Source organism: Bacillus sp. YP1 (assembly GCF_000877815.1).
Lineage (GTDB): Bacteria > Bacillota > Bacilli > Bacillales > Bacillaceae > Bacillus > Bacillus subtilis.
This window is the reverse complement of record NZ_CP010014.1, coordinates 1704883-1721769: the sequence shown is the minus strand read 5'-3', so window position 1 is coordinate 1721769 and position 16887 is coordinate 1704883. Positions and strand designations below refer to the sequence as shown.

General features: G+C 45.6%; 3 protein-coding genes and 1 pseudogene. All 4 read left to right on the top strand.

Annotated elements, in window-relative coordinates; all coding sequences use genetic code 11:
• Positions 1-7 precede the first annotated feature (7 nt).
• The 4 genes and pseudogenes from ppsD to QF06_RS08215 all read left to right on the top strand — a co-directional run bounded on the left by ppsD (position 8) and on the right by QF06_RS08215 (position 16836).
• Positions 8-10821, top strand: a pseudogene (gene ppsD, locus QF06_RS08230) (plipastatin non-ribosomal peptide synthetase PpsD).
• Positions 10822-10828: 7 nt separating this feature from the next.
• On the top strand, positions 10829-14668 hold the full coding sequence (gene ppsE, locus QF06_RS08225) for a plipastatin non-ribosomal peptide synthetase PpsE (protein WP_080332582.1): 3840 nt from the start codon (positions 10829-10831) through the stop codon (positions 14666-14668).
• A 107-nt stretch (positions 14669-14775) separates the two neighbouring features.
• The gene (locus tag QF06_RS08220) at positions 14776-15168 is read left to right on the top strand and encodes a DUF1360 domain-containing protein (protein ID WP_014479963.1); all 393 of its coding nucleotides are present in this window, start codon (positions 14776-14778) and stop codon (positions 15166-15168) included.
• 135 nt (positions 15169-15303) lie between these two features.
• The gene (locus tag QF06_RS08215; RefSeq protein ID WP_041850774.1) at positions 15304-16836 is read left to right on the top strand and encodes a glycoside hydrolase family 10-like protein; all 1533 of its coding nucleotides are present in this window, start codon (positions 15304-15306) and stop codon (positions 16834-16836) included.
• The last annotated feature ends 51 nt before the right edge of the window (positions 16837-16887 follow it).

Genomic DNA, 16887 nt, shown 5'->3' with positions numbered 1-16887 from the left:
CATGAACATGACAAAAGCGAATTCAATTCAGGATATTTATCCGCTGTCTTACATGCAGGAAGGGATGCTTTTCCATTCCCTCCTGCAAAAAGATTCACAGGCATATGTTGAGCAAGCTTCTTTTACAATAGAAGGAAAAGTCAACCCGCAGTTTTTTCAAAACAGCATCAACGCTCTTGTAGAAAGACATGATATTTTCAGAACGATTTTTATCAGCCAAAATGTTTCCTCCCCCCAGCAGGTTGTTCTGAGAGAACGAAATGTCATCGTACTGGAAGAAAACATTACTCATTTAAACGAGGCGGAGCAATCACAGTTTATCGAGCAATGGAAAGAAAAGGACCGGGACCGGGGGTTTCATTTGCAAAAGGATGTGCTCATGCGCATCGCTCTTATTCAAACAGGAGAGAGCCAGTACTCCTGCATTTGGACCTTTCATCATATCATGATGGACGGTTGGTGCCTCAGCATTGTGCTAAAGGAGTTTCTGCATATTTACGCATCTTATGTAAATGCATCCCCTATAACATTGGAGCCGGTCCAGCCATACGGAAAGTATATCAAATGGCTGATGGAGCAAGACAAAGAGCAGGCGGTTTCTTATTGGGACCATTATCTTTCCGGCCACGAACAGCAAACCGTGCTCCCGAAGCAGAAGAAAAAAACAAAGGGAAGAAGCAGGCAGGAACACGTTACATTTTCATTCTCTAAGGAAGAAAGCAGCAGACTTTCAGAGCTTGCTGCAAGAGAAGAAGTGACACTCAGTACGATTTTCCATACTATTTGGGGCATTCTGCTGCAAAAATATAATAATAACGATGACGCCGTATTCGGTTCTGTTATTTCAGGAAGACCCGCAGAAATCGAAGGCATTGAACATATGGTAGGTCTTTTCATTAATACGATGCCGGTTCGGGTGCAGGGGGCAAAAACGCCATTTCTTCAACTTATAAAAGATATGCAAAAAGACCGTCTTGCCGCTGAAGCGTACAGCTACCACCCTTTATATGAGATTCAATCCCGCTCAGCTGTTAAGCAAGGGCGGATTGATCATATTCTCGTATTTGAAAACTATCCGGTGCAGCAAGAGATTCAAATGCTGAACAAACAGGAACATGCTACTGATCTTTTTCAGATTCATAATTTCACTGTCGCAGATGAAACCAACTACAGCTTTTATCTTATGGTGGCGCCAGGGGAAGAAATTCATATCAAAATGAACTATGATGCGGAGCAGCACGATCGGTCTTTTGTGCTCTCTGTCAAAGAGCATCTTCTGAATGCTGTATCACAAATCTTAAATAATCCGAATCTTCCACCTGAAGAAATCGATATCACGACAGATACTGAAAAGCGGCAGCTGATTGGAGAAATCACAGATCGAACACCAGTTTACGAAACCATCCATGCCATGTTTGAAAAGCAAGCGGAAAAGACACCAGATGCTCATGCTGTAATTGATCAAGCCTACTCATTAACATACAGAGAACTGAATAAAGCGGCTAACAGATTGGCACGGCATTTACGAATGAAAGGCGTTGTGAGACAGGAACCCGTTGCGATTATGATGGATCGCTCTGCGGCGTTTATCAGCGGCGTTCTTGGAATCTTAAAGGCAGGCGGCGCCATTGTTCCCGTTGATCCGCATTACCCGGCTGACAGAATCCGTTATATTCTGCATGATTGCGGCTGTTCGCATGTTGTTTCACAAGCGCATCTTTCCTCATCGTTAGAAGACAATTACATTATCACTCATCCAGAAGAAATCGAAAGCAAAGTAGACGGCAGTAACATAAAGTCAGTCAACGATGCTGACGATCTGCTGTATATGATTTATACATCAGGCACAACAGGTAAACCAAAGGGTGTTCAATTTGAGCATCGAAACATGGCTAACTTGCTGAAATTCGAATATACTCACTCCGGCATTGACTTTGAAGCAGATGTTCTGCAATTTGCGACACCTTCCTTCGACGTCTGCTATCAAGAAATATTTTCTGCGCTTCTGAAAGGCGGCACACTCCACATCGTTCCAGAAGACATAAAAAGAGATGTGCCTCAGCTGTTTACATTTATAAACAAGCATCAGACGAATATTGTGTTTCTCCCAACTGCTTTTATCAAAATGATTTTCAGCGAGCGAGAACTTGCGAACTCGTTTCCTGATGGCGTCAAACACCTGATCGCAGCCGGGGAACAATTAATGATTTCAGACCTTTTCCAAAATGTGTTGCGTGAACGCGGCATACACCTGCACAATCATTACGGACCTTCAGAAACTCATGTGGTATCTACGTATACCATTCATCCTGGAGACCCTATTCCTGAGCTTCCGCCAATCGGTAAACCGATAGGCTGTACTGATCTATATATTTTGAATCATCAAAAACAGCTTCAGCCATGCGGCGTACCAGGCGAACTCTATATTTCCGGCGCAAGTGTTGCCAGAGGATATGTCAATCACGATAAACTGACAAGCGACAAATTTTCATCCGACCCATTCAGGCCTGGTGTGATTATGTACCGGACAGGTGATTTGGCCAGACGGCTTGAAGACGGCAACATCGAATATATCGGACGGGCAGACAATCAAGTGAAAATCAGAGGTTATCGAATTGAGCCGCAAGAAATCGAAGTCACGCTAATGAATCATCCGGACATTAGTGAGGCTGCCATTCTCATCTGGCAAGATCAAAACGGTGAACATGAATTATGCGCTTACTATTGCAGTGTACAAAAGCTGAATGCAATAGATTTACGCAGTTATATGGCTAGTGAGCTCCCAGAATACATGATTCCGGCGAAATGGGTATGGGTTGACAGCATACCTCTTACCCCAAACGGAAAAGTAGATCGCGCAGCACTTCCGGAGCCAGATGCTTCAATCAGCGGAAACCCATATACTGCCCCTCGAAATCTGATAGAGGCAAAGCTTTCGCAACTATTTGAAGATGTGCTAAAGAATGGGCATGTAGGCATCCAAGACAACTTTTTTGACAATGGCGGCCACTCGTTAAAAGCAACAGTGCTTATGTCACGGATCGCAAAGGAATTCCATGTGCAAGTTTCACTTAAGGACATCTTTGCTCATCCGACTGTTGAAGGATTAGCTTTAATCATTCGAGAGGCAGAACAAAATCCGTATGCAGCAATTGAACCAGCAGAAAAAAGGGATACATATCCTGTATCTTCGGCCCAAAAACGAATCTATGTGCTTCAACAGCTTGATGAGGGTGTCGCCTATAACATGCCTGCGGTCTTAGAACTGGAAGGTGCACTGGATGTCGCCAAACTGTCTGCTGTATGTAAAGAACTGATCAGCCGGCATGAGCCGCTTCGAACTTCCTTTGTATCCGGAGCTGATGACGAGCCGGTTCAGCGTATCCACACCGAAGTGCCGTTTACGTTAAGTAAAGAGACCACTATCGAGGGATTTGTCCGTCCCTTTGATCTCAGCCAGGCGCCATTATTTAGAGCAGGCCTTATAGAAGTGTCAAACGAGAAGCATGTATTGCTGGTGGATATGCACCATATCATTTCAGATGGCGTATCCGTTCAGCTCCTAATCCGAGAATTTACCGATCTTTATGCAAACCGGCAGCTTAAGCCATTGCGGATCCAATATAAAGATTACGCCGTATGGCAGCAGAAATTTAAAAAGGGAGACTCGTACCAAAAGCAGGAGACTTACTGGCAGCAGCAGTTTAGCGGGGATCTTCCTATACTGGAGCTTCCAACAGATAAACGACGTCCGGCAGAACGGCAATTCATAGGCGGAAAAGTAACCTTTCAATTGGACAAAGAGATCACGGCCCGCATAAAGCGGCTCGCCCATAAAAACAGAAGCACGCTTTATATGACGCTTCTCGCTTTGTATTCAGCCTTTTTGTCTCGGTTAAGCGGTCAGGATGATATCGTGATTGGTTCACCTATCGCCGGACGGCCCCATGCCGACCTTGAAGCTGTTCTTGGGATGTTCGTCAATACACTGGCTCTCCGCACACGCCCGGCGGGTAATAAGACGTTTGAGGAATTTCTGAAAGAAGTCAGACAGACGGCACTAGAAGCGTATGAGCATCAGGATTACCCGTTTGAAGAGCTTGTGGACAAACTCGGTGTGCAGCGGGAAATGAGCCGGAATCCTTTGTTTGACACAACGCTAGTCCTTCAGAATATGGAACAGCAAAAGCTAAAAATGAATGATGTACAGCTTCAGTGGAACGACTTGGTGCACCCAATATCAAAATTTGATATTTCCCTATACGTTACAGAACATGATTCCGAGCTTTTCTGTCAGTTTGAATACAGTACAGCTTTGTTTGAGAAAGAAACCATCCAAAGGTGGGCCAGCCTTTTCACCACGCTTGTGGAACATACAGCTGCCAGTCCTGAAACAGAATTGGACAATATTCCAATCTTAACAAAAGAAGAAGAGCGAGATTTCATTGAATCATGCCATCTGTTTGAGGAGACGGGCTATTCAATGAATCAAACGCTCCACTATGCACTCGAACAGCAGGCAGCAAAAACGCCTGATCAGGCGGCCGTTATCTTCGAAGATGGAGTGATGACCTATAAAGAATTGAACGAACAGGCTAACCGTATCGCCTGGGAGCTGATCGGACGGGGGGTAAAACCCGAAACGACTGTTGCCATTATAGGAAAGCGTTCACCTGAAATGCTGCTTGGCATTTATGGCATTCTTAAAGCTGGCGGCGCTTATCTGCCCATCGACCCGGATTATCCGGAAGAACGAATCAGCTTTCTGCTGGAGGACAGCGGTACAAACATTCTCCTGCTTCAGTCTGCCGGCCTTCATGTTCCGGAATTTACAGGAGAGATTGTCTATCTCAATCAGACAAATAGCGGACTGGCACATCGTTTGTCCAATCCGAATGTGGATGTTCTCCCGCAATCTTTAGCCTATGTCATCTATACATCCGGCTCTACCGGGATGCCTAAGGGTGTTGAAATTGAACATCGATCAGCGGTGAATTTTTTGAATTCCCTTCAGTCCCGCTATCAACTGAACCAATCAGATGTGATTATGCATAAAACATCTTATTCATTTGACGCTTCAATATGGGAACTGTTTTGGTGGTCTTATGCCGGTGCTTCTGTTTATCTGCTTCCTCAGGGAGGCGAAAAAGAACCTGAAGTGATCGCGCAAGCTATAGAGGAACAAAAGATCACAGCTATGCATTTTGTGCCTTCAATGCTTCATGTATTTTTAGAACATATAAAATATCGCTCTGTACCGATTAAGACAAACAGACTCAAGCGAGTGTTTTCTGGAGGAGAACAGCTGGGGACCCATCTTGTCTCCCGATTTTACGAGTTGCTTCCAAATGTTTCAATAACCAATTCCTATGGGCCAACGGAAGCAACCGTAGAAGCTGCATTCTTTGATTGTCCGCCGCAAGAAAAACTTGAACGGATTCCAATTGGAAAACCTGTTCATCATGTCAGATTGTATATCCTCAATCAAAAGCAGCGGATGCTGCCTGCCGGATGTATCGGCGAACTATACATTGCCGGAGCCGGTGTTGCCAGAGGCTATTTGAATCGGCCGTCATTAACGGAGGAGCGTTTTCTTGAGGATCCGTTTTACTCGGGTGAACGCATGTACAAAACAGGGGATGTGGCGCGCTGGCTCCCTGACGGGAATGTTGAATTCCTGGGACGGTTGGATGATCAGGTGAAAATCCGCGGCTACCGGATTGAGCCGGGAGAAATTGAAGCGGCACTAAGAAGTATAGAAGGTGTAAGAGAGGCGGCCGTTACCTTACGGACAGACAGCGGCGAGCCGGAATTATGCGCTTATGTAGAAGGGCTCCAAAGAAACGAAGTCCGAGCGCAACTTGAGAGCCTGTTGCCGGGCTACATGGTCCCAGCCTATATGATAGAAATGGAACAGTGGCCGGTTACACCAAGCGGAAAGCTCGACCGAAACGCCCTGCCAGCTCCTGGCGGAGCGGCAGATGCGGAGACCTACACAGCGCCGAGAAACGTGACTGAGATGAAGCTTTCTCAGCTGTGGGAGGACGTGCTGAAAAATGGCCCTGTCGGGATTCACGACAACTTTTTTGACCGCGGGGGACATTCCTTAAAAGCAACGGCGCTTGTCTCACGGATTGCCAAAGAATTCGATGTACAGGTGCCGCTAAAAGATGTATTTGCCCATCCGACAGTCGAAGGGCTGGCTACCGTTATCCGTGAAGGAACGGACAGTCCATATGAAGCGATTAAGCCCGCTGAAAAACAGGAAACCTATCCGGTTTCCTCTGCCCAAAAGCGGATTTATGTCCTTCAGCAGCTGGAGGACGGAGGGACAGGCTACAATATGCCGGCTGTGTTAGAGCTCGAAGGGAAGCTCAACCCTGAAAGGATGGACAGAGCTTTCAAAGAGCTGATCAAGCGCCACGAGTCGCTTCGTACCTCCTTCGAACAGGACGCAGGAGGCGATCCGGTGCAGCGCATCCATGACGAGGTGCCGTTTACGTTACAGACTACAGTTCTCGGCGAACGAACCGAACAGGAGGCCGCAGCCGCCTTTATCAAACCGTTTGATCTCAGCCAAGCGCCGCTGTTCCGTGCCCAAATCGTAAAGGTATCAGATGAGCGGCACCTGTTGCTGGTGGATATGCATCACATCATTTCAGACGGTGTTTCCGTCAACATTCTGATTCGGGAATTCGGCGAGCTGTACAATAATCGGAAGCTTCCGGCGCTGCGCATTCAATATAAAGATTATGCCGTATGGCAAGAAGGATTCAAAACAGGAGATGCGTACAAAACGCAGGAGGCGTACTGGCTGAAGCAGCTCGAGGGCGAGCTGCCTGTGCTGGATCTTCCGGCTGATCATGCCCGCCCGCCTGTACGAAGCTTCGCGGGTGACAAGGTCTCATTTACGCTGGATCAAGAGGTTGCATCAGGCCTTCACAAGCTGGCACGAGAAAACGGAAGCACACTGTACATGGTGCTCCTTGCGGCTTACACCGCGTTCTTGTCACGCTTAAGCGGACAGGAAGATATCATCGTCGGCTCGCCAATTGCCGGCCGGCCGCACAAGGATCTTGAGCCAATACTCGGCATGTTTGTGAACACGCTGGCGCTTCGGACGCGCCCGGAGGGCGGGAAGCCATTCGTACAGTATTTGCAGGAAGTGCGTGAGACAGCATTGGAAGCCTTTGAGCACCAGGATTACCCGTTCGAAGAGCTTGTCGATAAGCTTGAATTGACACGGGATATGAGCCGGAATCCAGTGTTTGATGCGATGTTAGTTGTTCAAAATAATGATTACGAGCCATTGCATCTTCATGATTTGCAAATGAAGCCGGCACAAGTTTCTCATCTCGTTTCTAAATTTGATTTGACACTACAGGCATCTGAAGGCGACGGAAACATTCATTTCCTTTTTGAATATTCAACCGCATTGTTCGAGAAAACCACCATTGAACGCTGGGCATCGCATTTAACAAATGTACTTAGCATCATCGGCAAAAACCCGGAGGTGACACTCAACCATATCGACATCCTGACCCAAGAAGAGCGGCACCAACTGCTTAATGAGTTTAACACCGGCAAGCGAATCAATACGGAGTTCAAACAATCAGTCAATTGTTTGAGCAGCAAGCTGCACGAACACCAAAAGCTTCTGCACTTGTCAGCGGAGACAAAACACTGACGTATCAAGAGTTGGACGAGTGGTCCAATGGAATCGCACGTGCATTGCGCAGCCGAGGTGTTAAGCCGGACACACCAGTAGGCATCATGATGCATCGTTCGTTCAGTATGATAGCAGCCATACTTGGCGTGTGGAAAGCCGGAGGCTGTTACGTTCCCATTGATCCTGAATACCCGACAGAACGGAAACGCTATATCCTTAGCGACAGCGGAACGAAACTGCTGATGACAATAAATGAAGCGGATTGGGGAGTAATTGCTGACTTTGAAGGAGAGATCTTGACGATAGAAAGCGTAGAGGCAGACGACAAATCACCGCTGCCGCAAATGTCGTCTGCCCATCATTTGGCTTATATCATTTATACTTCTGGAACGACGGGCCGTCCAAAAGGGGTAATGGTCGAGCATAAAGGTATTGCCAACACTCTTCAGTGGCGGAGAAACGCTTATGCATTCAACGAGACAGATACCATTCTGCAGCTCTTTTCTTTCTCATTTGACGGCTTTATAACTAGTATGTTTACACCGCTTTTGTCAGGTGCAAAAGCCGTTTTGCTTCATGAAGAGGAAGCGAAGGATATTCTGGCCATTAAGCATCAGCTGTCTCGTCAGCGGATTACACATATGATTATTGTGCCTGTTTTATATCGAGCGCTTTTGGACGTAGTGCAGCCGGAAGATGTAAAGACGCTTAGAGTCGTCACACTGGCGGGAGAAGCGGCTGACCGCGAATTGATCGACCTCAGCTTAGCTATATGTCCGCATACCGAACTCGCCAACGAATATGGACCGACAGAAAACAGCGTGGCGACTACCGTCATGAGGCATATGGAAAAGCAGGCATACGTAAGCATCGGCCAGCCGATTGACGGGACTCAAGTGCTGATTTTAAATAGCAATCATCAGCTTCAGCCAATCGGTGTTGCTGGAGAGCTTTGTATAGCAGGAACAGGGCTTGCAAGAGGGTACGTCAATCTTCCAGAACTGACAGATAGAGCATTCACGCAGAATCCATTCAAACCCGAAACACGAATGTACCGAACAGGAGACGCCGCCAGATGGATGGCCGACGGAACACTCGAATATCTGGGAAGAATCGATGATCAAGTTAAAATCAGAGGATACCGTGTAGAAACGAAAGAAATTGAATCGGTCATCCGGTGTATAAATGGTGTAAAAGACGCCGCAGTAGTTGCTCATGAAACAGCGTCAGGACAAACCGAATTAAGTGCTTATGTGGTGGCAAAACCAGAGTTGAGCACAAATGCTGTACGCTCAGAATTACAAAACAAGCTGCCGGTGTTTATGCACCCTGCGTTTATTGAAAGACTGGATTCACTTCCATTGTCATCAAACGGCAAGCTGGATCGCAGAGCACTACCGAAACCCGTATCGAAGAGCGGAGCTGAACGTCCATTCCTCCCGCCAGCCAGCAAAATGGAACAAATACTGGCAGATATATGGAAAGAAGTACTGGGGGCAGAAAAGATCGGAACAGCTGATTCGTTCTTTGAACTTGGTGGAGATTCAATCAAAGCGTTACAGGTATCTGCGCGGCTTCACCGGTTAGGCAAGCAAATGGCAGTGAAAGATTTGTTTAGCCATCCGACCATTCAAGAATTGGCAGCTTATATCCGTGATTCAGATACAAGTTCCAGCCAAGCTGCGGTTGAGGGAGACGTACAATGGTCGCCTGTTCAAAAATGGTTTCTTTCTCAAGATATAAAAGAAAAACACCATTTTAATCAGTCCGTAATGCTGCATCGAAGCACCTCTGTACAAGAAGACGCACTGCGCAAAACGTTAAAAGCAATAACGTGTCATCATGATGCGCTGCGAATGGTGTTTACACAGAATGAACAAGGAAAGTGGGATCAATATAATCGGCCGCTCAGTCATTCGGACGACGCGTTGTACGGCCTTCAGATGATTGATTTATCAGCTCCGGACGGCACTGATGGAAATAGCACGTATGAGCCTATTATCAAACGTCATGTACTTGATATTCAGCAGAAAATGGATTTGAAGAATGGTCCGCTGCTGCAAGCCGGTCTTTTCCACACAATTGACGGTGATTTCTTATTTTTATCGGCTCATCACCTCGTCGTTGACGGCATCTCATGGCGGGTTCTGCTTGAAGATTTGGCTTTAGGGTATCGCCAAGCTGCAGGCGGGGAAGAGATTCAGCTGCCTCCTAAAACAAGCTCATTTAAAGCGTATACGAAAAAGCTCTCTGACTACGCTGAAAGCCAGCAGCTAATGAAACAGCTCAAGTATTGGCGCGAAGCCGAAGAGTATCAAACAGAGGCATTGCCTTTTGATCACATCGATGGCACTAGAGCAGACGAGGGACAACGGTCCACGATTTCGTTTACCTTAAACGAGAAAGAGACAGCAGCACTCTTAAAAGACGCCAACAGCGCATATAACACTGATACGCAGGACATGCTGCTCGCTTCTGTCATTCTTGCGCTGCGCCATTGGACCAATCAATCCGCCTTCAAACTATCATTAGAGGGCCACGGGCGAGAGGATGTATTAGAAGGAATAGATGTGAGCCGGACGGTTGGATGGTTTACCGCCATTTATCCGTTATTGGTTAAATTGAACGCAGACTTGCCAGATTCGGAAGAATACATGGTTCATGTGCTAAAAACAACAAAAGATACACTGAGACGTGTACCTGACAAAGGATTCGGCTACGGTGTCATCAAATATTTGACGCCGCCTGGCAAAAAAGACATCAATTTCACAGGTGCACCAGAAATCAGCTTTAATTATCTTGGTCAATTTGAAAGCGGCCGCTCAGCTGAAGTACCTGAGGAGGACGCCTTCTCATTCTCTCCGCTTGGTGCCGGAGGTGATATCAGCACAACATGGAACCGTGAACAGTCGCTGGATATCAGCGCAATCGCTGCAGAAGGAAAATTGACTGTCAATATGACTTATGACAATGCCCGCTTTCAGCGCAAAACCATCGAACAGCTTAGCGAAACATGCCGTCAATTTTTATTACAGCTGATCGAACACTGCCAGAACAAAAGAGAAACAGAAAAGACGATCAGCGATTATGATGATCAAGAACTAACCGAGGACGCCCTGCAAGAGATTGCTGATATGCTCAGTTTTCACTAATGAAACCGTGAAGAAAGGTGCAGACACTATGGATAACATCAAAAAAATCAAGAACATTTATCCTCTGAGTCATATGCAGGAGGGAATGCTGTTTCATTCCTTCCTCCGTAAAGAGGAGGGGGCATACGTTGAGCAGTCGCTCTTCACCATTAAAGGAAGCCTCAGCTATGAATGGTTTCAGCGCAGCATTCAAGCCATTATCGACCGCCATGATATTTTCAGAACCGTGTTTTTGCCGCACGTCCCGCATTTGTCGGGACCTCGGCAAGTCGTGATGACAGAACGTGAATTCCATTTGTACAGCGAAGACATTTCCCATCTGCCAACAAACGATCAGAATGAGTATATTGAACGCTTTAAAGAGAAGGACAAGCAAAAAGGCTTTGATCTGCAAAAAGACATGCTGATGCGGATTTCTCTATTCAAAACAGCTAAAGATGAACATGTCTGTATCTGGAGTCACCATCATATTTTAATGGACGGATGGTGCCTAGGTATTGTTATGCAGGAATTTATGCAAATTTATCAATCGATTCATGCAGGAAGGCCGCTTTCATTAGACCCTGTCCGTCCGTACAGCACCTATATTTCCTGGCTGACAAACCGAGACAAAGAAAAAGCAGCTGCCTACTGGGATACCTATTTAAAAAACTACAGCACTCCATCACCTCTGCCTCGTGTGTCTGATAAAGAAACAAAAGAAGGTTATCACCGTGAAGATTTGATATTTTCATTAAATAAACCACTGACAGACAAGCTGAAAGAGACTGCCAAACAACACGGCGTCACGCTCGCTACCCTAATTCAGGCGGTCTGGGGTGTGATGCTGCAGCAATATAACCGCACAGACGACGTTGTGTTTGGCGCAGTTGTATCAGGAAGACCGTCAGAAATCCCGGGCGTGGAGCAAATGATAGGGTTGTTTATCAATACCATACCGATTCGAATTAAAACACATCAAGACGAAACGTTTCAAGAACTGCTCATACGATGCCAGAAAGAAATGCTGGAAGCTGAGCCGTTTACCTGCCAGCCTTTATTTGATATTCAGGCAAACACCGCATTAAAACAGGAACTGATTGATCACATTATCGTCTTTGAAAACTATCCGTTACAGCAGAAAATCGCCGATTCCGCTGATCAAACCGATTCACCGCTGCAAATCGATCAAGTTCAAGTATCCGAGCAATCAGGATATAACTTTAATCTTGTCGTTGCTCCCGGCGAAGAGCTTGTCGTCAAGTTCAGCTATAATGCATTCGTTTACGATGCTGCCTGGATCAGCTGTATCAAGAGGCAATTTACGCAAGCGCTTAGCACAGCTGCACAGCACCCTCATATGCCAATTGCTGATTTTTCTTTTCTTGATGCAACAGAAAAAGAGCAGATTGTCACACAGTTCAACAATACTAAAACGGAGTATCCAAAGAATCATACAATTATCGATTTATTTCGCGAACAAGCAGAAAAGACGCCAGACCATACCGCACTTGTGTATGGCAATATGTCTATTTCGTATAAAGAGCTTGATAAACGCTCTAATGCGCTCGCCAGAGAGTTAATTCAAAAGGGATTTCGGAAAAACGAGACAGCCGGAATATTGGCTGCACATTCTCCCGAATTCATGATCAGTGTGCTTGCCGTATTAAAAGCAGGGGGAGCATACCTCCCGCTTGATGAGGAGCTTCCGCCTGAACGAGTCAGCTTTATGCTTGAGGAAACGCAAGCAAAAATGCTGATTGTTCAAAAGGGGCTGGAGCAAAATGCTGCGTTCTCAGGAACATGTATGATTGCAGATGCGCAGGCATTGATGGGAGAGAACCATTTTCCTATCAACACCATCTCCAGTCCAGACGATCTTGCATATATCATGTATACCTCAGGATCAACAGGCCGGCCGAAAGGGGTCATGATCACGAATCGCAATGTCGTGTCCCTTGTCAGAAACAGCAATTACACGTCTGCGTCCGGTGATGACCGGTTTATTATGACTGGATCTATCAGCTTTGACGCCGTCACCTTTGAAATGTTCGGGTCACTTTTACATGGCGCAAGCCTTCATATCATTGATAAATCGACAATGCTGACACCTGATCGGTTTGGAGCGTATTTGCTTGAAAATGACATCACAGTGCTATTTTTAACGACAGCTCTTTTTAATCAGCTGGCACAGGTACGAGCTGACATGTTTCGCGGACTCCATACGTTATATGTCGGAGGAGAAGCACTTTCGCCTGCTCTGATGAATGCTGTCAGGCACGCCTGCCCAGATCTCGCGCTTCATAATATTTACGGGCCTACGGAAAACACGACTTTTTCAACCTTTTTTGAAATAAAGAGAGACTATGCGGGGCCGATTCCGATTGGAAAACCAATCAGCAATAGCACCGCTTACATCTTAGATACAAAAGGACGTCTTTTGCCAATAGGCGTTCCCGGCGAGCTTTGTGTTGGCGGTGATGGGGTCGCTAAAGGCTATTTGAACAGAGATGACATGACAAATACTGTTTTTTCTCCTCATCCTTTCTTGCCTGGAGAAAGAATTTACCGTACCGGTGATTTGGCACGCTGGCTGCCTGATGGAAACTTAGAATACATCAGCAGAATTGACAGGCAGATGAAAATTCGCGGAAAACGAATTGAGCCCGCCGAAATAGAAGCGCGCCTGTTAGAAATGGAAGGCGTTCAAGAAGCAGCAGTGACATTGAGAGAAAAAGATGGAGAGGCGCAGCTGTACACTCATTACGTCGGTGATCATAAAAAAACAGATACGGATTTTCGCGCCGATTTGGCGCGTGTGCTTCCAGACTATATGATCCCGCAGCACTGGGTGCGTGTGGAGCGGATGCCGCTTACCGGAAACGGAAAAATAGACCGCAGCGCGCTGCCTATTCCAGAAAATAAGCCTGCCAAACGACAGAACATCATATTGCCAAGAAACTTGGTTGAAGAAGAATTGGCGAACATTTGGAAGCAAGTCCTCGGTGTTAACACAATCAGTATTGATGATGACTTCTTTGCTATTGGCGGACATTCACTAAAAGCACTGCAAGTCATACATACACTCAAACATCAGCAGAACATTGACATACCGATTGATTTCTTGTTCGAACATCCGACAATCGCTCAGCTTGCCGAAAAACTTTATTCTAAACAGCTGACAGCGGCAGATGAACAGCATGTGATCAAACTGAACCAGCACGGCGCGCAAAATCTTTTCTGCTTCCCGCCGATATCGGGATTTGGCATTTATTTCAAAGACCTTGCTTTATTACTGAATGAGAAGGCAGCCGTATACGGGTTTCACTTTATTGAACAAGACACCCGCATTGAACAATATGTTAATTGCATGACGGACATACAGCCTGAGGGCCCATACGTTTTATTAGGCTACTCTGCAGGCGGAAACCTGGCTTTTGAAGTGGCACAGGCTATGGAGCGCAAAGGATTAGAAGTCAGCGACTTCATTATCGTGGACGCTTATCTAAAAGAACAGCCTTTGCCTATTGATACCGGGAATAACGAATCTGCAGCATATCTGCCTGAAGCAGTCAGAGAAAAGGTGATGAAGAAAAAAAGAAACTATCAAGAATATTGGGCACAATTGCTGAATGAAGGGCACATCAGAGCAAGCATTCATTTCATCGAAGCTGGAATTCAAATCGAAACCAGCGAGAATACAGGCTTAACGAAATGGGAAGGCGCCTGTGGAAACTACAGCGAGTACACGGGTTTTGGCGCTCATAAAGACATGCTGGAAGGAACATATGCTGAAAAGAATGCTGACATCATCCTTGACATTTTAGAAAAGATCACTTCAAATAAAGCAATCCCGCACAAACAATAGAACAGATTCGCGGACAGAGGCATTCTCTGTCCGCTTCTTTTTGTATCAAAGAATGGATCGATGACACTAGGGAATGATAACATCATCCTTTTTCTTGGAGGCTTGTCATGGATCATCTATCTTTTCTTACGTTTATCATGCTGATTCTAGCCAGTTACAGGCTGACACATTTGATTGTATTCGACAAAATCACAGAATTTATCCGAAAACCTTTTATGAAAAAGAAAAGGATTGTTGATCAAAACGGGCATGTAGATGAAAAAAGCGTGCCGGCTTCTAACTTTGGATACATGCTCAATTGCTACTGGTGTGCCGGTGTTTGGTGTGCCATCTTGATCGGACTTGGCTATCTTTTTTTGCCTCGTATTGCAATACCGCTGATCTTTATTTTAGCCATTGCCGGAGCACAAGCGATCCTTGAAACGGCTGTCGGTGTCGGCGTAAAACTTATTGACGTGTTAAAAAGTCTGCAAACCATGATAAATGATAAAAAGTCCTAAAAGCGGCTCACAACATGCTTTAGGACTTTTTTCGTTTATTTAGTGAGATAGACATTCTGTTAATCACCCTTTTATAGCCCGGGAATACCGTAATAGCGAATAGTGAAAGTGATGTAATGGGGGAGAAGAAACAGAATGAAGGTTTGCCAAAAGTCGATTGTCCGTTTCCTTGTCAGCTTGATCATCGGAACGTTTGTCATTTCCGTTCCGTTTATGGCCAATGCGCAGTCTGACAGGGAGCTGAGAGCCGTATGGATTGCTTCCGTATTAAATATTGATTGGCCGTCCAAAAAAGGGTTATCTGTGAAAGAGCAAAAACAGGAGTATATCAAACTGCTGGACGATGTGCAAAAAATGGGAATGAATGCCGTTATCGTTCAGATTAAACCGACGGCTGATGCCTTTTATCCGTCAGCTTACGGGCCTTGGTCGGAATACTTAACCGGTGTCCAAGGGAAGGACCCGGGCTATGATCCTCTTGCATTTATGATTGAAGAAACCCATAAACGAAATTTGGAATTTCATGCGTGGTTTAACCCTTACCGTATTACAATGAATCATACAGATCTTAATAAATTGTCTGAGAGTCACCCGGCAAGAAAACATCCAGATTGGGTTGCCGCCTATGGAAACCAGCTGTATTATCATCCAGGCATTCCAGAAACGAGAGATTTTATCGTCAAAGGCATTGAAGAAGTCGTAAAACATTATGATATCGATGCTATTCATATGGATGATTATTTTTACCCTTATAAAATAGCGGGACAGGAATTTCCTGATCAAGCACAGTACGAACAATACGGAAAAGACGCTTTTTCTAATATCGATGACTGGCGGCGGGACAATGTGAACCAGCTTGTCAAACAAATCAACCAAACAATTAAAGCTGAAAAACCGTATGTCAAATTCGGCATCAGTCCCTTTGGAGTATGGAGAAACGCCGCAGATGACCCGACCGGATCGAATACAAAAGCAGGCGTCAGAAATTATGATGATCTATATGCAGACACAAGACATTGGATCCAAGAAGGCGACATCGATTATATTGCTCCGCAAATTTATTGGAGTATCGGCTTTAACGCAGCGGCTTACGACGTGCTGGCTGATTGGTGGAGCAATGAAGTCAAAAATAGGCCTGTTCACTTATATATTGGCCAGGCAGCATATAAAATCAATAACAATTTTGATCCGCCTTGGTCCGACCCTGAGGAATATGTGCGGCAAATCACTTTGAACCGCCAGCTTGAACTGGTGAAAGGAAGCATGCATTTCAGCCTCAAGGACCTCAACAAAAATCCGCTTGGCATCAAAGACAGGCTTATCGCCGATCTTTACAGCAAGCCGGCACTGGTTCCGCAAATGCCTTGGCTTGACAATACCGCCCCAAAAAAACCGAAGCTTACGAAAGTCACCGAAGACAAAAACGGCAATCTTCTGCAGATTAAAGATCACCCATCAAATCAAAAAACGAAAGAAACAGCCTATTATGCGATATACAGAGCCGAAGGGAAAAAGCAGAACACATTGCTGGCAACTCAAAGAAAAACACATGAGCAGCAAACCTTCTTAGATAACACGGCAGATCCTAACAAGAAATATACGTATTATGTCACTTCAGCAGACCGGCTTCATAACGAAAGCAAGGCTTCCAAACGAACAACAAAATAAGAAATGAGAAGGACGGCTTTCTAAGTCGTCTTTTTTTAAAAAGTGATTTTG